11 protein-coding genes and 1 pseudogene are annotated in these 24,562 nt (G+C 45.5%); 2 read left to right on the forward strand and 10 right to left on the reverse strand.

All coding sequences use genetic code 11. The features are described from left to right. Positions 1 to 153: 153 nt before the first annotated feature. From F6J90_RS39175 to F6J90_RS39190, 4 genes and pseudogenes are all read right to left on the reverse strand, one after another. Positions 154 to 1,953, reverse strand: a complete 1,800-nt coding sequence (locus F6J90_RS39175; RefSeq protein WP_293107015.1) for an adenylate/guanylate cyclase domain-containing protein — start codon at positions 1,951 to 1,953, stop codon at positions 154 to 156. A 427-nt stretch (positions 1,954 to 2,380) separates the two neighbouring features. Continuing rightward, the gene (locus F6J90_RS39180) at positions 2,381 to 3,163 is read right to left on the reverse strand and encodes an HAD family hydrolase (RefSeq protein WP_293107018.1); all 783 of its coding nucleotides are present in this window, start codon (positions 3,161 to 3,163) and stop codon (positions 2,381 to 2,383) included. Positions 3,164 to 3,437: 274 nt separating this feature from the next. Further along, positions 3,438 to 4,662, reverse strand: a pseudogene (locus F6J90_RS39185) (transposase). 191 nt (positions 4,663 to 4,853) lie between these two features. Next, the gene (locus F6J90_RS39190; protein WP_293107020.1) at positions 4,854 to 5,123 is read right to left on the reverse strand and encodes a hypothetical protein; all 270 of its coding nucleotides are present in this window, start codon (positions 5,121 to 5,123) and stop codon (positions 4,854 to 4,856) included. Positions 5,124 to 6,078: 955 nt separating this feature from the next. Between F6J90_RS39190 and F6J90_RS39195 the strand changes: the two genes are divergently transcribed. After that, positions 6,079 to 6,450 (forward strand): hypothetical protein, encoded by a 372-nt coding sequence (locus F6J90_RS39195; RefSeq protein WP_293107022.1) that lies wholly within the window; start codon positions 6,079 to 6,081, stop codon positions 6,448 to 6,450. Positions 6,451 to 6,798: 348 nt separating this feature from the next. Here the strand turns inward: F6J90_RS39195 and F6J90_RS39200 are convergent, their stop codons facing one another. Beyond that, positions 6,799 to 7,578, reverse strand: a complete 780-nt coding sequence (locus tag F6J90_RS39200; RefSeq protein ID WP_293107025.1) for a hypothetical protein — start codon at positions 7,576 to 7,578, stop codon at positions 6,799 to 6,801. Between the two features lie 914 nt (positions 7,579 to 8,492). Between F6J90_RS39200 and F6J90_RS39205 the strand changes: the two genes are divergently transcribed. Continuing rightward, complete coding sequence (locus tag F6J90_RS39205; protein ID WP_293107027.1) at positions 8,493 to 10,718, forward strand: cellulase family glycosylhydrolase; 2,226 nt, start codon at positions 8,493 to 8,495, stop codon at positions 10,716 to 10,718. Positions 10,719 to 10,931: 213 nt separating this feature from the next. Here the strand turns inward: F6J90_RS39205 and F6J90_RS39210 are convergent, their stop codons facing one another. The 5 genes from F6J90_RS39210 to F6J90_RS39230 form a co-directional block, all read right to left on the reverse strand. Then, positions 10,932 to 13,526 (reverse strand): glycosyltransferase, encoded by a 2,595-nt coding sequence (locus tag F6J90_RS39210; protein ID WP_293107030.1) that lies wholly within the window; start codon positions 13,524 to 13,526, stop codon positions 10,932 to 10,934. A 313-nt stretch (positions 13,527 to 13,839) separates the two neighbouring features. Beyond that, positions 13,840 to 16,452, reverse strand: coding sequence for a cellulose biosynthesis cyclic di-GMP-binding regulatory protein BcsB (locus F6J90_RS39215; protein ID WP_293107032.1), 2,613 nt, complete (start codon positions 16,450 to 16,452; stop codon positions 13,840 to 13,842). 189 nt (positions 16,453 to 16,641) lie between these two features. Beyond that, positions 16,642 to 17,946, reverse strand: a complete 1,305-nt coding sequence (locus tag F6J90_RS39220; protein ID WP_293107035.1) for a glycosyl hydrolase family 8 — start codon at positions 17,944 to 17,946, stop codon at positions 16,642 to 16,644. A 357-nt stretch (positions 17,947 to 18,303) separates the two neighbouring features. Beyond that, on the reverse strand, positions 18,304 to 20,736 hold the full coding sequence (locus F6J90_RS39225) for a tetratricopeptide repeat protein (RefSeq protein ID WP_293107038.1): 2,433 nt from the start codon (positions 20,734 to 20,736) through the stop codon (positions 18,304 to 18,306). Then, positions 20,733 to 24,452 carry a hypothetical protein gene (locus tag F6J90_RS39230; RefSeq protein ID WP_293107040.1) on the reverse strand — a complete coding sequence of 1,240 codons (3,720 nt, stop codon included), beginning with the start codon at positions 24,450 to 24,452 and terminating at the stop codon, positions 20,733 to 20,735. The genes F6J90_RS39225 and F6J90_RS39230 overlap by 4 nt, the downstream gene beginning before the upstream one ends. Positions 24,453 to 24,562: the final 110 nt, after the last annotated feature.

Genomic DNA, 24,562 nt, shown 5'->3' on the forward strand with positions numbered 1-24,562 from the left:
ACCCTACTAATATCATGTTCGGTTGAACACTTATACATAGTAGGTAATAGTTCCTAAAATCTAGAAATTGTGTACCTCATAGCTATGATAATTGCTATACTTTCTTGCCTCTTGCCTCTTGCCTCTTGCCTCTTGCCTTTCCCTAGCTGACGGCTAACTGTTGATACCTAACGCCTTATATTCACTTGTATCATTTATCGAATTGTAGAGAGCATCAAGCCTTTTATTTACCTCTGGAGGTTGGGATGTGAAACGGATATAAAACTCTAGATTTTCTGTCTCAATTGACGTTACTTTAGCATAGATATCATCACTATATTCTGCTTGGTATTGATTTAATATATTCAGGGTTATATTACTTAGTTCTACTGGTAAATCCTCTCTTCGTCTCTCGTAGGAACGCACTTTCGCTCCCTTAGCTGAAAGCTTAACTAAACTTCCGAGAAAAAGATTTTTGCCGATATGCTTTCCTTCCAAAATTTTGTAGGTGAGTGGGATGGCTTTAGGAAGGTAAAAAAAATTCTCGTCTTCTTTAGGTAGAAATAGATTGTAGTCATCACCAATACCCACAACTTGATAGATAGTAATTGGCTGTTTAACCCCTTTTGGTTGTACCTGTTTGTGCCCGTGAGTAATCACGATTGACTTAACCTGTTCAAAGGTGGATTGTGAAATCAGAATTTGACCACCTATGGTATAGGATTCAATGCGATAGGTTAAGTTGACTTGGCTACCCACTACACTGTAATCGGTGCGTTTTTCCGAGCCAATATTACCCACCACAACATCACCTGTGTTGATACCAATACCCATTTCTAGAGGTGGATAGCCCCACTCATTCATCGTTTCGTTGACAGGAACCATTGCCAATTGCATCGCCACAGCACAAGCCACTGCCCGTTTTGTATCGTCTTCTCTCGCCGTAGGAGCACCAAACAAAACCAAAATTCCATCACCCATGAACTTATCAATGGTTCCTTGGTATTTAGTAATCACCTCTGACATATGTTTCAGATAGAGATTGAGAATTTTAACCACTTCTTCCGGAAGTAATCGTTCTGATAGCGCTGTAAATCCTCTTAAATCAGAGGTTAGTATAGTCAGAGTTTTGCGCTGGCCTCCCAGTTTCAATTCTTCGGGTTTTTCCAGTAACTTATCTACCACTTCCTGACTGAGGTAACGCCCAAAAATCTGACTAATGATTTGATTCCTTTTTTCTAAATCTTGGTTAGCTTCAGCCAACTCAGCCGTGCGTTCCCTAACCCGCCTTGTTAATTCCTTTGCTGTTTGACGCAATCTACCGATAACCAGCATTAGCCCTGAGAGTGCCAACACAGATAGTCCTCCTAAGGTGATAAATGTACTCCTCAGACTCATTTGTGTGTGTACCACAAATTTGTCTAGAGGCTGAATGATTTCCAAAACACCTCTGACATCTCCTACTTTCCAATCCATCCTGGGACTATCCGGATGGCTGTTATGACAAGCAATGCAGCTAGGCTGCATAATGATGGCTTCTGCATATCGAAATGAAGAACGACCTTGGATCTGCTCTTGGCGAAAAAATGACTGAGTGGGATATTTTCTCAAGAATCTGAGTGCATCCCATTCAAAATCATCTTTCGGACCCCCTTCAGCTTGTCGATTGGGAAACGGATAATCACTGTAAAGCCTGATTAAAGCTCCCGTATCATTGGCACTGATGCGCGAACCCAGTTCGATCACATAGGTGGCTGGATTAGGAATTGCCCCTTTTTTGGTGGTGTAGTTATGGGTAACGGTAATCCCATCAACAGTTTGAGCACGACTAACCACCTCAGTACTGTAGAGGTTACGTGCCTGATTAATAACTTGAGCGGATAAGGCTGAATACTCTAGTGCGTGGGATTCAATTAGATCCATTGACAGACGAGACATACTTGAGAGGGCAATTCCCACTCCCAGGCAAAACATGATCGTTAGAACCAGGATTATTCTCTGAAAAATTAGGTTTAGTAACCAGTTCCAGAATTTAAAAATTAGGTGTCGCATCCCATAGAAACCCTAACCGAAAAGCGTTTTATTCAAAATCCTTTTCACCTCTGGTTGAAAAGACAATCTCAGAGGTGATAGTTATAGAGTTCCCTGAAATGCTGACAAAACCTAAATTTCCCTTCCAGAAGGACTAATAGCGTCAGCATTCAGTTATCAGCTATCAGCTTTTGAATAAAACAGCTAACCATTTTTTTAATCTGAGTTATTTCACAGCGTCGTTCGCACAGCGTGGCCAAAGGCCAAAGCCTGTGCCACAAAGCACCGATCAGTAGCTTCAGCCAAAGGCTTTTGGCTGACGGCTGACGGCTGACGGCTGACCGCTGAATGCTTACCTAATATCTAATAGTTAATCGAGCCAATTTGAAAAATCCTGGGAAAATTGCTCAAGAGACAACAACTGAATTCTCGGGTCATTACAAGCAGATTCTTGCTCAGCTTTGGTGTTGTAACCCCAATCAGCTAGATAGAGTTTCACCGGTTTGAGGTCTGGCTGCTGTTGCACAGATTTAAGGCTATTAAGCCTATCTTCCACAAACCATAGTGTTACTGCTTCCCCTGGGAAAGCTTCAATTAATTGTCGTAGGGTTTGATGTTTGGGTCGTTTGGACTCCTTGCCAATAATCCTCTCTTGTGGTAAGTTAATACCTTGTTGCTGCAATAGCTGCTTGATGAAGCGTCCTTCTTTAGTAGAAACAATATATAGCTGTGTGGTATTTGTGGAAAGTATTTGATCCAACCGCTCAATCACACCAGGATAAAATTGGTGTAGACTCAACCAACCATCTAAATCGGTGGTAATCCATTTATCCCGAATAGTGTCTAACTGCTTAGCTATATCGGTTCTGTCTAAGGTCTCGGAATTAACGATAGACTGGGCAACTGTTGACCAATCCTGCAAAATCTCGTCTTCTGAAATACCGAGAATCAGCGCGTGAATCAATATTGGCATTTCCCAGCCGATTTCGATCACAGGTCGTAAGCGGTAGAAGCTAGATGCTAAATTCTCGGGTGGTGTTTGACTGGCGGGTTTCCAAATTTGACAGTATGTACGCCACGCGGTCTGAAAATACTCTAATAGTCCGTTACACAGAACACCGTCAAAGTCGAGAGCAAGAATTGTGGGTACCATTTCACTTGATCAATACTTATGAATACTACAAATTACTATACTCAAGGTTAAGGGAAAAAAGTCAAAGATTTTACCTTTACATTTTCCCCTTAATCTTTACCTTTATGCAATAATAGATAGCAGTGAATTGGTATAATTTTATAGCAGCCTATCAAGTTGTAGTCTCCAGTTACACCACGCTCCCATAATTCAGTTAGCGGTCATCAGTGGTCAGGCTCAATAACTCTCGAAACAGCTTGTCCTGATGGTAGACTAAAGTTGACACTCCCCATGCCTAGAAGGCAGGGGATTCTTGGCTCATAGACCCGTCTTGCTCAACCAGGCCGGAACCAGGAAGAGTAGAGGACAGATCTCCCCAAGCGTTTTGATAAGTTCCCGTGTGCCCCACGGTACCCAAGGCTCTGGTTAGGATATTTTTAGCAGCATTGTGATCACGATCCAGCCGACACCCGCATTTACAGGCATGGGTTCTAGTCGATAAAGATTTCTTGACCACTTCACCACAGCTGGAACAATTTTGGCTTGTGTAGGCTGGATTAACTGCGACAGTTATCCGACCAAACTTTTGGCCGAAATACTCTAACCACTCTCGAAATTGGTACCAACCTGCATCGTTAATAGACTTAGCTAAACAGTGGTTTTTAACCAGGTTTTTAACTCTTAAATCTTGCCTTACGGCACGCTGCGCGAACGTAGGCGACCAGGTCGTTAGACCGGATTACGCAGCGCGCCAGTCTCTTGGCGTGCTCTTCACGTTGTCTACTTATTTTAAGGTGTGTCCTACCTAGTCTATTAATTGCTTTTTTACGGTTAGCAGAGCCTTTCTTTTTTCGAGAAACTCGACGTTGATAAAATATGGCGCGCTTTTCACCTTTTTTGTAAAACCTGGGATTAGGTTCAGAGTATCCGTCAGAGTCGGTATAAAATTCCTTCAAGCCTACGTCCAATCCAACAGTCAAGCCAGTGGCTTCTAATTGTTCTGAATTGTCTACTTTGACGCAAAACTGGACATAGTAACCATCGGCTTTTTGGACAATACGAACTCGCTTGATTAATTTTTGTTCGAATCTCCACAAGTCCCAGGTACCCTTGAGCTTGACTTTTCCGATACCCTTCTTGTCGGTGAATTTTATGGACTTATTATCTGGGGATAACTTCCATCCAGATTGCTTATACTCCACTGACCTAGAATGTTTCTTGAAACGAGGATAACCCTTCTTTCCAGGAATTTTCTTTTTGCAGTTATCGAAGAAACGTTTGATAGCACGTTCTACGTTCTCAACAGAGGCTTGGCAAGCATGACTATTGAGGTCTTTAACAAATTCAAACTCTTCCCTTAGTTGAGTGTTGTATCGATAGAGTTCTTTCTTCCCTGTTCCACGATTGTCCATCCAATACCGAAGTACCTTGTTACGGACAAAACGAGCCGTTCTAATGGCTTCATTTATTGCCAACTTTTGAGGCTCTTTAAGGACAGCCTTAAATTCCATAACCAACACTTAAAATCACCTCCTTGGTATTGATGCATTGCTTTCTATTATAGTCGATATCTTAGAGCTGATTTGTCAAGTAAATATTAAGAAGCTTGAAAGCCTTGCTATGATTGTCTTTTTGGTATTAAATAGTTCAATTGTTCTAGTTTAGCGCAAGCCTTATCCTACAAGGATTACAGCGAGTTTACAAACAGCTCTTAGGACGAAAATTTTCGGGCAGTTAGGGAATAAATTCCTGTTCGGGCTAACCCCATGGATAGAATCCAGGGGCTTGCGCCCTCAGGGTCTTTGGTCAGATGCCGCAACAGGTTTCGCTGAGCTAGAGAAGACAGTGTATCAGCTGGCACAAAGGGCAGCTGGAATAGCGCATCAGATAAAGTCGTATCGATGGGCTTGCTCTGCTGAAGTGTGCTGCCATCAATGGAGTAGAACTTGATAAACGCTAGCTGAAGCTGAGAGTTGGCCATGTCTGGTCATTGCGTTTCCTGTGTGTTGTTTACTCGTATTTTGAGTATGGATTTCGCCACCAGCTTTGGACAGTACCCGTGTGGGTACCTTTTTTGAGAAGCCAAACGTCATGTATGCAAAAGTCCCTCTTTGGTGAGAGTTTCAGAATTTCATCTTGGTGAGGGACTGCTGGCTTGGGAAAAATGCGATTGGCCTACGGCCACGCTACGCGATCGCATTACTCCCTAAATTACTAACTAACTATAGCGCTATATATAAGTTAGGAGCTCTCAAGGAATAAGCGCGTTTTCATTTCACCTGAAAATGCTATACTTGTTAATCCAAAGCAGTATTCCTCCTCAAGGAACCATAAAAACTAATAGGAGTCACCACCTAATCCAGGGTTTTTGAGATCAAGTTTTTTGATGAGCCCTTGTCCTGTAGCCATCACAATCCTGATTCAAGGTGTACATGTTAGTAAAGGATAAAGGTAAAGGTAAATTTTTCTGGTTCATCCCAGGTTACTGTCACTATAAATCTTGACTATTGATCAGAGCAATAACTGGAAAAACGCGCTTCCTGGTAAGTTATTCCAGCCTAACAGATGGGGGAATAAAATTCAATCAAAATTGGCCATAAACTAAATTAGTATTGAACTTGAGTAAACCTCAAAAAAAATTGCCAAATATGGATTTTTTTTAAATTAATTTAAGCGTTATAAAATTGCATAACTGAGTAAAGACTATCAACCCATGTTCTTTTGCACAAATCAATTACGACAGCTACAGCTACATAAATTTAGGGTTTAGATAACCAGACCTATTCCCTAGGGATACCAATGGTAATACATTATGATCCCATTGGATAAATTCTCAAGGGATTTGTTCGTTGTAGACTACAACTAATTTTAGCGAATCCATTTTTCATCAATTACCATAAAGAAAATAAGAGCTATCATAAACTTAGAGGTACAAAATGAATACTTGGGTAAAGTCAGAAGCTGCGTACCTAGAAAATCATCGCCCGTGGTACGAGGGACCTCATGGCACTTGCAATCTCCTCAAACCCACTCTAATCCACATGGGAGACGATAAGCCACTTCATTTGATGTTCCCTGTCCATTGGACTGAAGCTATAGATGCCTTACCTAAAGCTAAAACAATGGCACGGCAACTCAATGGGTTCTTAGTACTACTGCTTTATGGACAGGCATCTGACCAAGAAATTCAATCCTTGGTACTAGAATTAGCAGAAGCCCAAGTTCTCCCCCTATGGCTAGGTTGGCAAAATAGGAAAAGGTTCGACCGCATTGTAGCAATGCTTTCCAATCATTCTGAGCTTAATTGATGTCAGTGCATATGATGTCAGTGCATATGATGTCAGTGCATAGTCAGGGTGCATTCAAGCAATTCAGTACTGATATGGACACTCCTCGCAGGCTTTGTGACGAGGATTCTTTAGGAGTCAGACCTTGAATTATTGAAGCAATAGAATTATTGAAGCAATCCACATGAACATTATGAACAGACTAGAAAGACTGGAGCTGAGGTGATTAGGGCTTTTATTAAAACATTACGTCGTAAGATTCTGTTTTGACTGGTAAGAAAAGATAATGACTAACCCTTGATATGACTTAACTATCAATATCTAGGAATTAGCCATTACCAAGTTTTTTTGGTAGCTATCTGATCACGACTACTCGAGTGAGGTTTTCGGTGACCGTCTTTCCATAGCCTTTTTTACAGCGACCATCTGAGACATAAGATGCTGAACTTTAGTGTAGAGTTGGTCAAACTCATCACCATTAAGAGGAGTTGGGTTCATCTGTGGATCCTGAGCAGCATTGGGTGGAGCATAGGCTAGAAATGATTGAACCGATGGAAACCTAGCCGTAGCGGCTCGCACGTCCAAGTCAGGTTTAGTGGGGGATTGAGTGGATGGTTCATGATCCACTGTTTGAGTGGTAATTATTACTGGTTCAGTTACCGACCCAGTTTCGGGAATCGGATGGTAGTTTTTGGGCAAAGGTTCGGAAGTGACTTGCTCAAGATTGCTAATGGGCTGGTAGTTGTCGTTCAAGGATAGTGAAGTGTCTTTCTCTGAGGTAAACTCCCTGAGTCCAGAAGCATCTAACCTAGAGTCTGAGAGCTGAAGTGTCTCTAACAATTCCTCCTTTTTCTTGAGATTTTGCTCAAGACCCGATAACTGTGCCTCTATATCAGACCGGTTGCGGTCAGCAGAGCGCCATCCGGTCATCGCCACCGTAGCAGTTCCTAGAGTCAGACTTAGTAGCGCTGCTAAGCCCAAGTAAGGTGGAGCTACGTCCATTAGTTTACCATCAAACACAGGTTCCTCTTGCACTTGGATATTCAAAGCTTCAGAGCCAAACCAAGCTAGTGGTATGGTTAGGACTGCAAACAGTGCAGCTGAAAATACGATCGGTTTCAGGACAAATTGTTTAATCGGAGATGTCATAATGGGTAGTTTCCTTGGATAGTTGCCGCATCAGCCATTTAACCTGAGCCGTGCAAAACTCTGCCAAGTTTTGATCAAATTGTCAAGAGCTTAGTCTTGGGCTCACTACTTATCAGTGGTCAGCGGCAGAAGTTTTTTGTAGCTACACCCCTTAATACTTTGGCTTTTCTTTAAGTTAATCCGTAGTGACCCCATGTTTCATAAAACTTTCATGAAACCCTTCACTAAGTTTATGAATTTTACATGAATAAGTAGTGCAGGTATATTTATAGAAATAAGTAGTGCAGGTATATTTATAGAAATAAGTAGTGAAGGTATATAAACCCCTTCTAGATTGAAACTTGCAGTTCCTAGTGATCACCTGAGAACTTTACAATTCAAAGGTTATGTAGGTCAGAATACTCCCTGAGAAAGCGATGGTTTTCAACGTGGATGTGGGGAAAACTAAAAAGGGTTATGAAACTAAAACCCATGTTCAATAAGGGTTTGACTGTATGCCCCCCCAAAAGTTGTTGAGTTTTTTTAATACCTGCCCTGACTTAGTCTTTGGAATCTGTCAAGACACTTTGTGAAGGTTGTGTGACAACCTCCCAGAAATCCCTAGTTGATTTCGACTCTAGCCTTTACCCATCAAGCATTACAGGATTTTTAAGCAGGGTAATTGTCAGGTTTCGGTTTTGAGGAGATACACTGACATTAGGGCTAGTTTTGGGTATTGATATTAAGGGATTGTCTATCGTAACCTACCCATTGCCCTATATATAGTATAGTGGCTTAATTTAGTTTTTCGAGTTAGCCAGGGTGACGGAAGCTCAATCTCAAGTTCTCAGGTGCGCTTGACCTTGGCGAATTAAATTCGCCACGGGTCGCACCTCTAGTTGTAACCAACTCTACCTCTTCTGTTGTAGAAACCAATGTCTAGATTTTTCCGGCACATATCCCGAGTTGCCCGCATCCTATCAACTATCCTGCTGACAATCATCAGCCATTTCGGGCAGCCTCGACGGCGCAAGCCTGGGCATAGTAGGCTTCCTAAGTACCAGCGAACCAAATTTACACTTCCTTGGCGAATCATTGGTCTTGGCTTAGCGTTAGTCTTTTTATCCCTGATGGAATTAACCTTGCCTTCTCACCATCCTGTTGATGCAGCCAATGCTGCAAGAACCATGCAGCTACCTCTTTCTACCCAAGGATCACAACTACTTGATTCCCTAGGTCGCCCGATATTACTCAGAGGGGTGAACTGGTTTGGGATTGAGACAGAGTTGCATGCTCCTCATGGGTTGTGGAAACGAGACTACAAGGATATGTTGGCGCAGATCAAAAGCTTGGGCTACAACATGATTCGGCTGCCGTTTTCTATCCAATCCCTAAGAGCCTCAGAGGTCAGTGGCATTGATTTCAACATCGGTAGCAATCGGGAGCTTTACGGTAAATCGCCCTTGGAGGTCATGGATGCCATTATCAAGGAAGCCCAGCAGCAAGGCATATTAATTTTGTTGGACTGTCACCGACTCAATGACCAACGTATTCCTCCATTATGGTATGGGGATGGGTTTACGGAAACTGATTGGATAGAAACCTGGAAAATGCTGGCCAATCGTTACCGCAATCAGCCTAATGTGATTGGTGCAGACCTGAAAAATGAACCCCATGGTCCAGCCAGCTGGGGGACAAACGATCTCGCCACTGACTGGCGACTGGCAGCACAGAGGGCTGGTAATGCCATTCTTGCGGTCAACCGCAATTGGCTGATAGTTGTTGAAGGTGTGGAAAAGAATGTTCCAGGTCAACGACTAGCGACCCATTGGAATGGGGGTAATCTGGAAGGGGTTAGGGAATATCCAGTACGTTTGTCTAATCCCAATAAGCTGGTCTATTCCCCCCATGAATATGGCCCTGGAGTCTTCAATCACCGTTGGTTTTCAGAACCTAGTTTTCCTAACAATTTGGAATACCGCTGGGAAATTGCTTGGAACTATATCGCTAGAGAAGGCATTGCGCCGATTTTGATCGGAGAATTCGGTGGTAAAGAAGTAGACCCTAACTCAACAGAGGGAGTTTGGAAGCGGCGGCTGGTAGATTACATTAATCGAAACAATCTAAGTTTTGCCTACTGGAGTTGGAATCCCAATAGTGGGGATACTGGCGGGATCCTGCAAGATGATTGGCAGAGTGTGGAGGCTCCTAAGCAACAACTGCTTCAGGGACTGCTAATTGCCAACAATTTCGCCCCGAACGTGGGAGTTGCTCCGATTATCCCCTCAATTTCCATACCGCGACCAAGTTTCCCACCAGGCATAACCAAACCAATCCCCACGCCATTGCCGAATTCCCAACCCAGCTCAATCGGGCAAATACCTAGACCAAAACCAAGTAGGCAGCCATCCAGAAGCGTGGCACCACTACCTCCACCCCTATCCAATCCCACACCCAGGAGCGTGGCACCACTACCTCCACCCCTCTCTAATCCTACACCCAGGAGCGTGGCACCACTACCCCCACCTAACCTGCGTACCAACCCTGGTGTAATCCCACCTTTACCAGCACCCTTACCGGCACAGTCACCTGCACCATCACCAACTGTCACACCAAGGCCAGTTACACCCCTACCCCTACCGTCACCCCTTGCCAATCCAGATTTAAAGGAGCCACTACCTTTACCATCCCCCAGTGCCACACCCAGGGGCATAGCACCCTTACCTTCACCGCCACCCGATACCAACCAAGCTTTAAGGGAGCCAATACCAACACCGGAACCTAGCCCTAATCTCCCTAACCCTAATCTCTCTACAAGGTCACAGACTCGAAACCGTGTCCCTTTAAAAGTGGTACCTAACCTGCATTCAGATTGGCAAGAAGGATTTTGCATCGGCATACAGGTTATCAATGAGAGCAGTAATAAGGTTGAAGACTGGGAATTAACATTCCAAATGAATCAAGCTGCGATTAACAATAGTTGGAATGGTAATTTCCAACCCCGTAACAGGGAAAACTCTAAATCCTCTAAAGACTATGTGGTCACCCCCCTGGATTGGGGACGATTGATCGAACCTGGTCAAAGTCGTCATTTGGGATTCTGTGCCAACAAGCTAGGGTCTGACTACAAACCCAAGCAAATCTTGGCATCAGGGCGATAAAGGTTGTTGTTACCCCATGAGCTTTCAACCTTGGCCAAAAGGCCACGCTACGCGAACAACCTGATTCAACCTTGGCCAAAAGGCCACGCTACGCGAACAACCTGATTCAACCTTCAAACCCATTAAACCTTGGCCAAAAGGCCACGCTACGCGAACAACCTGATTAAACCTTGGCCAAAAGGCCACGCTACGCGAACAACCTTCAACCTTGAACTAAAGTACCTTCAAAAGCTGTTTAATTTTGGTCTCCTGTTTCTGCTTTAATTGGTCTGGGAACTTCAACTCAATAGCAACTTGATCGGATAAATCTTCGACATCCACAATTTGAGCCAACAATCGCTGTGGTAACTGGTTAGTGGATTCCTGACTCAATAGCAAGCCAACGAAGGGTTCGTCGTTCCCCATTCTCCGTAAATCTTCTGGTGTCAGCAATGGACTAGTTTGCTCCGTGGTGTCAGAATAGGCAGTGCTGCGGTCTAATTCAACCCGTAAACTCATGACTCCCATTTCAGTTGCCCTGCCACTGTAAAACTTACCTTCCCAATAAAGCTGAGCAGTAGCCCTAATCTGTTTACGCACCTTAGTAGTGGTTTGGGTATTCAACTCTCGGAAGGAACGGAACAGACCAGTGGCTAGGAAACCTAAGGAGCCCATGGGTCGGTCTGTGATCGCACGCTTCTGGGAATACCACTCCCTGACATCGGAATAAATTACTAAGACTAAATCATCTAGCTGAGCTTGAGTGGGGTTGATAAAATTAATCGCAAGGTGAACTTGATGGTCACTAATCGGTGTCTTGCGGATAATTTGTCCAGGAACAAAGGCTCGTCTGCCGTAATCTCCGACAATTTCTAGGTCTACTTGATCAGGTAGGTTCGGCCAGCTATCTAAAGCAATTAAAACTCCGCTTTCTGATATATTAACCGTTTCCCCTGGCCAACTCTGGTCAGTGGTGTGAATTGTCACCGGAAGGCGTCGTAGCAGGCGGTGTTTGGGGCGTTGTTGGGGTTGTTCAAAGGCAACCAACAAACCTGCTATCAGCAGAACCGAGTTAAAGACGCACCACATGGCGTTAACCAAGACCGCCTCTGTATCTTCTGGACGGAGCAGCAGCCAAAACGGAACAGCTAGTAAGGCAACAATAACTAGAGCTGTCACTACCAAAAGGCCCTGTACTGACTGCCAATCAAAACTCCGCTTACTAATCGATACCCCCTTGTCAGTTACATTAAATGAACCTAGCTTGGGGTTAATCACCGCCATCAGAGTGACATACCCTGTCTGGAATGACATCACAAATTCAAACACCTCGTTCCAGAAGGAAAACCGAACCTGTTTGTAGGTGATATAGTTAGCATTGAGACTAATCAGTAGATGGGGGAAGGCATAAAATAAGGTTTCTATCCCCAAACCCTGAATCGGATTGATGCCAAACAATAGGAACAGAGTGGGAGTTACAGCGTAAATCAGGCGGGGAAAGCCATAGAAGAAGTGGGAGGTGGCTGAAAAATAGCAAATCCGCTGGCCTAAGGTCAGATGTTTTGCCTTCCAGTTCAACAAGGGAAATTCTAGCCGTAAAATCTGAGCCATTCCCCTTGCCCAACGCACTTGCTGACCCACATAGGAGGCAAAGGTTTCAGGGGCTAAGCCAGCAACCATAATCTGGTCATAGTACACTGACTCATAACCTAGTGAATGGAGCCGGAAGGCCGTGTGACAATCTTCTGTAACGGTTTCAACCGCAATTCCCCCAATCTCCAGCGCATGGGTTTTGCGAATTACCGCTGCTGAGCCACAGAAAAATGAAGCATTCCAGAAGTCATTGCCCTTTTGCAGTACTTTATAAAAGAGTTCATTCATCACTGGAATCTCACCCTTAGTCTGCAGATTTCGCTCAAAGGGGTCGGGGTTAAAGAACCAGTGGGGCGTTTGCACAAAGGATACCTTTGGGTTGTAGAAAAACCCGACTGTACGGATCAGAAATTCTCGCGCTGGGATGTGATCGCAGTCCAGAATCAATACCAGATCGCCCTTGGTAGTCTTAAACGCTGTGTTGATATTACCTGCCTTGGCATGATCATTGTTAGGTCGAATCAGCATTTTACAGCCGATTTCTTCGCACATCTGCTTCAACTTTTTGCGACGCTCTGGATACTTTCTGCCATCATCTAAGACATAGACTTGTTTTTTATCCTCCGGATAGTCCATAGCCAGAGCGGCTAGTGCTGTCTTGCGGACAATGTCCACAGGTTCGTTGTAGGTTGGAATGTAAACATCAACACTGAACCATTGGTCTTGAGGATAGTTAGCCAGATCAACAGTTTCTCGGTCTTTGATTTTTAGGGTTTGAAAATAAGCTAGCACTAGGGTTAGAATTGCATACAATTCCGCCCCCAACAACAGCACACAGAAAAACCCGTTGATCCAAGTATCAAAATTTAGGGTATAGGCAAAGCGATAGTATAAGTAGCGCATGGTTGTCACCAGGCTCAGCCATACTAAAAACAGATGAAAATACTCATTAACTGTTTTGTCAGATTGTTTGGCTTCAGTGCGCACTACCACTTGACCAACCAAGATGAGTGCGATCGCTACAACCCCCTGTTGCCTGACTGTCAGGGGTGTAGTAATCAGGGGTATGGATAGCAACACCAGCAGCAAAACCAGCCACCACAAGTGATTGGACCCTAGCCGTGCTAGGACTCGGTCAAAAAACCGAGGCAGGCGATCAACGAGTAATGTAATTACAGGGGATCGACGAGGGCGATTTTGCCTAGATCGCGATTGTTTAAATAAGGAAAAAGACATAGCAATTTATAGCATTTTGATTTGAGATGTGAAACTAATATTGATTAACAAAGGGAACAGGGAACAGGGAACAGGGAACAGAGAACAGGGAACAGGGAACATTACTAAAGATATCGCAGTATTTTTTTTTTGTTATTTATAAATCAGCATTTGGTTTTATGATCTATTTTTAAATGCTATATAGTTTCTATAGCGATTATTGATTACTAATTAGTGATTAGTCAGTCAGTGAAATTTTAATCTCATCTAATCTAATAGACAAACAAAACTAAAGACTAATCAAGACTAAATACTAATCAATAATCACTAATTACTAATGACTTTTTTGATCTGTGACACGCTTGAGGTACAACTGGCTAATGCCATAAAGCAGGAAGGTTACGCCTAGAATACCTAAAGCTAGGAACCACCAGTTTCGTTGGAGGAAGAACGATGCTTTACTAAGGGCAGAGGTTTTTTCAATGCGCTTTTTAGAACGGGCTAGTTCTAAGAACTGTAGCTTATAGGCATCGGGGTCATAACCAGCAGGGTCTTGGAGATAACTACTAACTAAAACCGTATCCTTCTGCAACTGGTAGAACCAAGAATCTTTAGTGAGAATCTGCCGCACTCGGTCTAAGCCATTTTCCGTTTGACCACTCAAAGCCAAAAGTACCCGCTGATTGTTATAGGGAGACATGATTTCTTTAATTACCCCTTCACTATCCGGTAGAGTCTGGACACTAGCTTCACCCCACTGACGTCCTAGAGCATTACTCAAACGCAAACCTTTTGACTCAAATACCTCTGGAAACGGAAATTCATCCCTGGTGCCAATTCCGACTAGATTGCGCTTCCTCCTGATCTGATCAGGCAATTGTTCAATGGTGTAAACATCCAGCTGTACTGAATCTGCCTTACTCAGACGTCCTAAACGCTCACTGATAGAGAGGAGGGTGAGCAGATCGGTATCAGATGGTGTTTCTGACAACACGATCGCTGTATTGGACAAATCTTGAGGAGCTGCAAATGGGTAACCTGCTTGCAACAGTTCTAGATTAGGTAGTTGAACTGACGTCTCCCGATTAACTTTGAAGTTGGTCTCAGCATGAACCGTACCGGTTAGTTGTTGATCGGTGATTTTTCCACACTCCTCTGGTTCCCTGGGGTTAAGCCGGAAAGCGACTTTGATTTTAGAGGTGGGTTTAATCAGATTGGCAGGAAGATCCACTTTGAGGGTTTCTCGCTGTGAGCCATCCCTCTTGCTCAAGCGTTTACCACCAATTAGTACATCATCTAGTAAGACTTCTACCGCAGAAGTTCTAGGATTGACCTGGGGACCATAGCTGTAAACTAAATTCATGGAACTGCCCCGTTTAAACCGATCATCCGGTAAGGCACGAAAATCAAACTCTACCGGTGGTGCTGAAGTCCCTCGCACCGTGACGTCTTTAAAGGGTTTACCATTGGGTTGAGTAGCAATGTCTTCGAGAGTAAAGGAATTTTCTTCTGGCAAATAACCAGGCCAATTTCGAGAGGATGGTATTGGTACATCCCGAACCTGATCCACGAAAATTAATTGACCTGTGCCAAGTTTACTGGTATCTGGCTGTACTAAAAACTGGGCAGCCTTTTTCACGCCATCTGGTCCATTGCCAGTCACCACCAAGACCGGGTTACTGCCATCATTGACGGTGGTAAGTGCCAGCACACCGACATCATCGGGTAAGGGAATCTGATTCCCATCTAAAATCTGATTCCCGGAAAAGGTAAAGGGCAGTGCTAAAGATTTCAACACCGGTTGATCTCCAGGAGTCCCAATCACAACTAAACTATCGCCCCACTCTAATTCGTCGATAGTCTCTACCAAACGGGTGGTAATGGGACGGAAGTCAGCCAACCTGCCTAGGGAAGCCTGTAAACGAGGCGCAGCAGTCAACCAAGATTCTAAGGAATCCACGGATCGGGTCTGGACATTCCCCTTCGGCAACATATAAGCCATGCGATTGGCATCTAAGCTGAGTTGATCAAAGAAAGGATAAGGATAGCGACTGAAGTTTAGGGGGATAGGTTCAACTTGGTATTGGAAGATTAATTTTGAATCCGGCAAAACCTCAGTCCACAACGTGGCATCCCCTCCATCCGTACAGCCAGTGGTGTTGTGCTGCTGGGCTACTAGGGAAAGTTCATTGTAGTCCTGGATCAGGGTCGTTGGGATAGCAAACATGACGTTAGCCACCTGAGACTGCTTGCGGTTGAGAGGGACGCTTGCCACACTGGTGCCATTAATCCGCAAGGTCAGGTTAGAGCGATTTGCAATCAGGGCTGGTGAATGCTGGAAACGGATTAAGGCTTTGGCGGTTTTTACCTTCCAACCCCGAGGACGGGTAAAGCCCAGTCTTGCTTCCGAATAAACCCCCCGCATACGGAGGCGATTGCCTACAATCGGAGAACGGTTAAATTGCAAGATGTACTCACTTAATGGGATATTCGGCGTAGAAGCAATCGGATTTGGGGTAGATTGGGGCTGTGAACGAGGTCGGGACTGGGAGCGTGATTGGGTCCGCCGTGGTTGAGGTCGGGCAGCTGGTCGAGGTCGGGCGGGAGCAACCCTGGCTGGGGCTCGATTAGAGCGTCTTCGTGGTGGCGCTGCCGGAGCAGCTTTTGGTCGAGGTCGCGCAGCTGGCCGAGGCCGAGGTCGCGGTTTAGGTTTGTAGACTGGAGCCTTAGTGGGGGTTTTGGGTAAGGTGTATTTCTGGATGAACTGGTCTTCCTGTTTTCTGAGGTTACCGTCCCCTTGAGCTCTGGTTAGGGTAGTACCGATGCCGAGGGTTAAGACCATGCTTGCACATAGCAGCAACAAGGATAATCTAGGACCATAGAGAGCACGTCGTTGATGATTAGTCGTAGGATTTTGGGGTTGGGAGCGGCGAAACAAGAATTTCATAATTGTAACTATAGAGAATACTAGGAGAATAGTAAGATAACCATTAATTTATCAAGATAAGTTGTATTGTTTAGGCTTAACTTTAACGATTGAGACCATTTTTGTCACCTGTATCACCTGATTGATTGGTATAGATTGATCGGTATAGTTATCGGTATAGTTACTGGTATGTTTCCACTATTCCCGTCACTAACTCGGATTTAACAGGTTGCGGTCGATGGCTGTGGTAGGCAATAACCCTAACCAAGCTAAGTTTTGGGTATAATAGGCCGATTGATCATCCCAAATCCCTTCCTGATATTGTGGTATTAGTTTCTGCTCTATCAATTCCCTAGCCATGGCTGGCTCAATTAAACGTAGGGCAGAATAAAGCATGGCATATTGGGAAGTGGCTTCGTAAGTCACCGTTGGTTTTCCCTGGATATCAATCCTGGCGGGCAGCCTTGAGGAAGAACGCCACAGGGATTGCAAATGCTGGGTGGCAGTACCGAGATAAGAAAATGCTTCTGGGGTATTGAACCAAGCTGCATCCCAAGCAACCCTCCACCAGACTCGGTAGGCATCAAAGCTATAAGAACTTTTGAGTGGACTGTCTGGTGGCAATGGCTGGAATTTACCAGTTTCGGTGTCAAGGGCTACCCAATCGCTGGGTAAGCCTACAGCAGAAACCTGGGAAGACTCTTTTAACACCTGGTAACTACTATCGACCAAACTTAACCAGTCATGGTTGGGGTCAACTTGGGCAAAGAGACGAAAGGAGAAAGGAGCAAGATATGAGGGGTTGAGATATACAGTTGATGGAGAAGGGACAAAAGCTGCTACAGGACCTGGCAGAAGATAGCGCTTTCCCCTTACCTCTTTGGTGGACAAGTTCCACAAATCTTCCAGCTTAGTTAAGGCTAAGTCGAGATATTCCGGTCGATTCCAGCGACGGGAAGCGAGAATTAATGCTGTTGCTGCATCAATATCGGCATCGCTGGCAAAATTTCTGTCAATCGCACCCCAGTTACCGCTCTGATCACGACCCCACTTCCACACCCAGAGTTGGTCTTCGAGAGTACCATTAGTTCCTGAGCGTTTGAGATTGTTTTGAGACCATTCTAAGGTTAGGGCAAAGGTGGTGGGGTCATCGGCAATCACCGCTCGCAGCATCCCATAGGCTTGCCCTTCAGAGGTTGAGCGATCGCTAGCTTCGTAATCGATGACTCGCCCGTCTTTTTGAATAAATTTCTGTTTGTATACACTCCAACTTTCTGCTATGATAGTGCTTTCGTCTATAGGTAAAGCAGTATTCGGAGGGTCTGGCTCAGGATACTCACGGTAGACTGAAGAAGTTTTGCCTGGTGATGACTGGGGTGGTGAAGGGGTTTGAGACGGTCGTCTTGACAATTGATGGGGAGCACAACCCAATAGACTCAACATAATGGTTAAAGTAACGATAGAAACGCTGAGGGTGCGACCCATAAATAAACGTTGACGGCTGTTGTATGACATCGTTAATTAACTGCTCAAACATTTACTGCTCAAACATATTTGGATACAAGCTTCTAGATTGATCCAATGTGGTCTTGTAAGGCAAGAAGTCTGAACATCAGCCTAGCCTAAAAACATCAGAGTTCAGAATTATTGAATTCAGAGATAGGCTTTAAATGTCTGGATTATTCATTTGTGATTAGAAAATTACCACTTGTTAAGTGCTAATTGCCATTTGGGATTTTCCCTTGCCATACCTTAATCCTTTATACTTCATCCTTCATCCTTCATCCTTCATCCTTGACACTTCATCCTTTATACTTCATCTAGACTTCATCTTTGACACTTGACACTTCATTTAGACTTCATTTTTTATCCTTAATCAAAACGTTCCCAAGGCGGTTGGAAACCCCGGCGAAAAAGAAATCCTTCTTGGATTTGCTGTCTCTGACGGGACAGGGTAGCAGTACTAGACCCTCGACTGAATTCCTCCAGTCGTAGCTGTTCCAACTGTTCTAGGGCTTTGACTTTGAAGTCTTCTGTCTGATTTAGTCCAACTAAGGCGCGACGTACTCCAAAATCCAGGGGTTGGATCGCAAGACCCCTATAATAGAGTTGCTTGGCCGAGTCAAAGCGTCGTTGTTGGAAACGAACACCACCTAAAGCAGCAATAATCTCAGTGTTACTTGGTTCTGCGGTCAAAATCACCTGATAGGCACGTTCTGCTATGTCTAACTCATCAATCGCTTCTGCCAATCTTCCCTGCAATAAGTATGTTTGAACGGAGTAAGGAGCCCGATTGACTAATTCAATCACCTGAGCTCTAGCTAATTCTGGACTACGCTGAGCAATAACCTGAATTAAACGGCGGTTTACTGGTATGTTGTCTGGTTCAGATTGCAGCAGCGAAATGTATAGGGGTTCCCGTGTGGGATTGGCAGGTAGAGCACCAACTAAAGCAAAGAGTTCTTGGGGCGGAAGCACATTGCGTTGTGTCTGCAACCAATAGTAGACAAATGCCTCAGCTTGGGATTCTGGAATCAGATTCGCTTGATACGCAATTGTAGCTCGTGCTAGCTGTAGGTTAACATCACTAGGATTGAGCGCCACTAGTTGGTCATAAATTGCCACAGCTTCCCCTGGTCTATCCTGTAGCAGAAGTATAGATGACAATCCTTGCAATGCACCATTGAGAATATCCCGTTGTGGGTTGCTGGCAATTAAGGCTTGGTAACGCTGACGGCTAGCAATCCAATTCCCTTCACGACGTTCAATATCTGCCGCTAGCAACTGTACTGCCCGATCATCAGCTCCCTGGGGTGTCGCAGTATAAATAGCCAAAGCATTTCTAGCTGAGATCAAGTCATTGGCTTCAATGTAAAGTTGAGCGATCCGAAAGTACAAAAACGGGGCGTTAACCCCAGATGCCAGGATATTTTGGTAAATAGATAGAAATTCTGGCCCCGGCGGCTCGATCGGGATCAAGGCTTCTGCCACCGCTTGCAATTCGCTGGGTTCAGTAGGTAGGGGAATCAGTATGGTCGCTAGACGGTTGCTCAATTCCGCTTGAGAAATTAACCCGGTCTGACGTTCCAGACCCACGATCTTAATCATCAGACTACGGTTATCAGGCTCGAAGGCAAGCTGTTGTTGGTAAAGCTGCAATGCGGTTGCCCGTTCGCTGGGTATGCCTGTGAACACATCAGCTATCTCCCGAATTAAGTTAGGGTCATTAGGATTCTCTGCCAGTGCCTGGCGGTAGAGCATAGAGACTTGGGGTTCGAGGGCTGGATCTTGATTTTTATTGCGAATTTCATTTAGCGATCGCGCTAAGGGCAATGTGGCTTGAGGAAGACCTTGTAAAGGCTCTAATACAGCCAAGGCTTCAGAGATTTGTCCATTTTCAGCATAGGCTTGGGAGAGGGCGGCTCGGGTTTGGATGCCTAGGTCATCCAGCTGATCGATTAGGGCGAATCCCACTAACTCGTTTTCCAGAACCTGCACCGCCTGAGCCGCATTACCAGTTTGCCTTAAGGATTGGGCATAAGCCAGGACAGCATAGCCACTAATCACATTCCCTGTCGCGAGGTATTGATTAAAGAGTTCCAGACCCCTTTGAGGGTTACCGTTGTAGGTGTAAACTTCTGCTGCCCCTATTAGCACATCTGGAGTAGGATCCGTTTGCAGCACAATTTCATAGTCTGCGATCGCTTTACCAAATCGTTGCTGATAACCATACAGCAGAGCTCGCCTGCCACGAGCTTCTGTATCATTGGGATTAATATCGAGCAAGACCGTAAGGGCTTCAATTCCCTGAGCCTGCCATTCTTGTTTATAAGTCCCGAACAGACCTACTGCACTTAGGGCTAACTCATTGGTAGGGTCTTCAGCGAGCACCTGTTGATAGGCATCCCAGGCTTGGTCAATCAATCCCTGTCGGCGGTAGGCGATGGCTAGGCCAATCTTCGCATCAATGGATTGGGGATAACGCTGGACAGCTTGCTCAAACTCTTTAATTGCCTCCTCTACTCGTCCTTCCCTGAGCAGATTAAAGGCTTTGATAATCGGCACCGGAGTAGTTTGAGCTTGAACTGCCTCAAGGCAAAAGGCAAGAGGGAAAAGGGAAACAGTTAAGGGTAAGAGGTAAACGGTCAATGGTAATAGGTAAATGGGAAAAGACCTTACCACACGGCGGCACTGATGGCAAGGTGAATCCAGTCCCTTTGCCTTTTGCCTCTGACCCGAAGATTCTCCGCTCTTTATGGGGGGTAAGCCTTTTCCCTTGTTCCTTTTGCCTTCCTCTAGAATCATTGAGTCAACCTACCTCTAGGAGTTACATCAAAATCGGTTTTCAATCGAAATCCGGCAAACGTTTCCTTTAAACTATTGCGTTGCTGAAGGCTAAAACCAAGCCGCACATTAGGTAAAAATTGGAAATCGTAGTATAGCTCTAAGACATCTGGTACATCATCCCCATTTTCCTGGCGCAATTCCTCATTGGAGAGATCCCGACCATAGGCTAATCCTACCCGGTCATTCTTAGAAAACAAATCCAAGAAGGTGATTCCGAAACTGAAGGTGTTTCCCTCTTCATCCAAATCCCGGTTGCGGTAAACCCCATAGCGACCAAATATGCCCATATTCAGTTCAGGAATAAACACTTCGCCATTGACACCAAATGCTTCTTCATCATCATTCTTGTTGATGCCAAAGTCATCCCTTCCCCGTTCGATGGAGAAAATTTCCCGGAAGCCACTATTGGCACCACCATCCCTGCCTGAGGCATAGGTTCCTCGCACGATCACATTATCGTAGCGCAAACCAATTTCTCCAGCCAAGCCATTGAGGTCAAATCGCTCCAGACTTTCAGCTGATGAAAACAGAGCAACTTTGCCTTCTATATTGTCTGTCACTGCCCAGTTAACCAATAAACCTGGACGAGATGCGATCGCAGTAGCACTCAAGGCTGGATTAGTTTGAAAAACTGGATTAAAGAAATGGCTTACCCCATCCTTGGCAAAACTATTCCGATCAAAGTAGGAGGTTAAATCCAACTGACCGACAGAAAAGCGCAGAGTGGGTAAGGTGCTAGCAGGAGCAGCGGTAAAGAACAACTGATTGATAGTTGCCCCTTCGTTAGGTGAGTCTACCAATTGGTCATTTTCGCTAGTCAGATCTAGGGTAGCTCCAAACAGGAATTGGGGCGTTAGCACATAGTTTCCGTCCAAGCGAGCTCTGGCTACTGAATTTTCCCCTTGATTCACGAAGCTGCCTTGGAAACGCAAGGATGCTGGGGTGAGAGCGGTAGTAGGCAGCAACGGGCGACCGGGGGATTGGGCAGTTGGGGGAGAGGTTGGTCGATTCAGGTTTGAGTTAGGAGCCGGTGGCCAGGGTTGTAGTGCTGGTTGCAAGAAGGGTACTTGACCAAAGCCAGGGGTATTGGGATTGGGCACCACTGGGATCGGAGTGACTTGCCCTGGTAGGGGTGGTTGGGGGGTGGCTGGGAAAGGAGATTGACCAAAGCCAGGGGTGTTGGGATTCGGCACCACTGGGATGGGGATGAATTGACCTGGTACCTGACCTGGAGGGGTGGCTGGAAAAGGAGACTGGCTCAAGCCAGGGATGTTGGGATTGGGCATCATTGGTATCGCAATGACTTGCCCTGGTACCTGCCCTGGAATATTGTTCAAATACGGTAGCTGACCTAAGCCCAAGCCATAACTACTGCCCCCTATCGGAATGGGATTGATCGGGACTACTGGCCGGGGGGATGGGGAACTTCTCAGATAGGGCAGCTGACCTAAACCTGAATTGTAAGGACTACCCCTCATGGGCATGGAATTGACTGGGGCTGGCAGAGGAGCGGGCATAGGTCTCGGGTAGGGCAACTGACCGAAGCCAGGGTTATAGGTAGTACCCCCCATCGGAATGGGATTGACTGGAGCTGGCAGGGGAGCCGGTGTAGTTCTCAAATAAGGTAGCTGTCCTAACCCAGGGTTATAGCTAGGGTTATAGCTAGGGCTATAGCTAGGGTTATAGCTAGGGTTATAACTATTTATTCCCTGGGGGGTTGACATGCCGAACCCAGCCGTTGGCATCAATAGTACCGTTTGTGGTAAGTATGGCAATTGACCAGGTAACCCATTACTCGTACCCAACGGCATCGACCCAGTTACTCCTGGGATCATCGGCATCAATAGTACCGTTTGTGGCACGTAAGGGAAATAGCCCCAATTCGGGTTAGGAGTATTGCTTCCCAACGGCATCGAGTTAGGAAGTGCTGGCAATGGCGCTGGTGTCTTGCTTTGTGGGAAGACAGGCAGTTGTCCTACCGATTGATTTTGGTAGTTATTCAGAAATAGGGGTGTGGCCGTTCCTTGCCCTAGCTGTTCCGGCAGGGTTGGTGGGGAAGGAGGTAGTTGCTTGAACTTGTTGGGAAGTTTACCAGCATTGGACGGAATTGGGTCTGTTGGTACTGGCAAAGGTGCGGTTTTTGCTTGGGAGGTTGTCTGTTGGTTCGAGCTAGAGTTGGCACTATTTGGAACTAACTTCGGAATTAGGGATGGCAGCAGCTGATTACAGGATGTGTTTGTTTGACAGTTGCTCCAGTTAGCTGGGACTACTCCTTGCAAATCTACACTCGAACTGCTGCCATAGGGCAACAGTTGGGTTAGCTTGAACTCCGTCCACTTTAAGTCTATTTGCTCTAGGTTTAGCAACGCCGATGATGACACTAGAGGCTTTTGATGTGATGGGGTTAAAGCTAACTGGTCTATTTTAGTGTCAGCTTTAGTGTCAGCAGATTTCTTCTGGGTGACTAGCTTAGAGTTAGCTGGTTTGCTCTGTTTGAGTTGCGACGATTCAGGGACTGATGAGCCTAGTTTCGAGGTAGAGTCAGGGTTAGGTCGATGAGAGACTTTAGTGTTATTGGGGAGGGATGACTTTGGTAACCCATCCCTCTGTTCTGGTTTTAGCTCCAGTTTCCCTGGTTTTTGAGGCTGGTCAGATGACTCAGGAATTGGAGAACCCACCTTTTTGCTAGTGGTGGTGTTTGGAGAAACCAAGGCTTGGGCTTTTCCGAAGGCTGGGACTGCCCTAGCTCTAGACCTTGCATAGGGTGACCTGAACTTGGGTTTAGTTGCTTGTCCTTCCTGGCGGTTACCTCTCGGCTGGGGTAGGGTAGCTCTGTTCTCCCTGCCGCTACTGCTTAGTGAAGTTAGTGAAGCCGACTTTTTGCCTTTGAAGCGTGCTGGAAGAACCTTGGCTATATCCTCTGGCTGGGGGGTAGCCGTCGGCTGGATTGGAGCAGCTGCGGTTTTTTTGGAGGGAGTCCTTCGAGGGGTAGCTGAGCTTTGGGTTTTGAGCCGTGCAGGAACAGCTTTGGGTGTAGACTCCCGTTTGGCTAATTTTTGCTGCTGCAACCGAGATAATGGTAAATCTCCTTGCCTGGTAGCGGCAGAACTTGGCTGAACAGCCTTGGTTTTAAGTAGTGGAGGGATAGCCTTAGGGGTAGCCCTTGACTGGCGTGACCCTAACTTAGGCTTAGCTGCCCGTTTAGCTGCTTGTTCAGTCTGGGATAAGGCGTGCGGCAGCACAGGTGAAGCCACTTTTCTGGTGGATTTGGTACTTGGTGCAGAAGACTTTTGGGTCTTAATTAGCTCAGGGATTGTCTCCTGTTGACTTCCAAGCTTTCCTAGTGCTACAATTTTGCTTTGGGCTACTTCTTCACTTTCCTCACTAACGGATTGACCTGAATCATTGCTCTGATTTGTCCGGAGCTGCTCTAAGAACTTAGTATGTTTATATATAGCAGTTGCCTGAGCTGGTTCAATGGCACTCAAGGACAGCATCCAGACTACGGCGAATGACCCAGTACTAAGTAGTTGCATCCATAGAAGGACATTCTTGACTATCCATCTCAGACATTGACTAGTTGTTTGCTGGATTGTCTGGGTTTTTTGACTAATCAATCCTTTCTGTAAACCCTGTCGCCGCTCTAGGAAAGGGCTTGGTTTTGGGCGACTCATACTACCTCCACTCTCATTGATCTTGCCTGACCAGTTATGGTCAAAAATTTAGGACACACCCAGTTTTAGATTATTTTGGCTCAGATTTGTTGAAAAATGAACCAATATTA

It is taken from the genome of Moorena sp. SIOASIH (assembly GCF_010671925.1).
In the GTDB taxonomy this organism is placed as follows: domain Bacteria; phylum Cyanobacteriota; class Cyanobacteriia; order Cyanobacteriales; family Coleofasciculaceae; genus Moorena.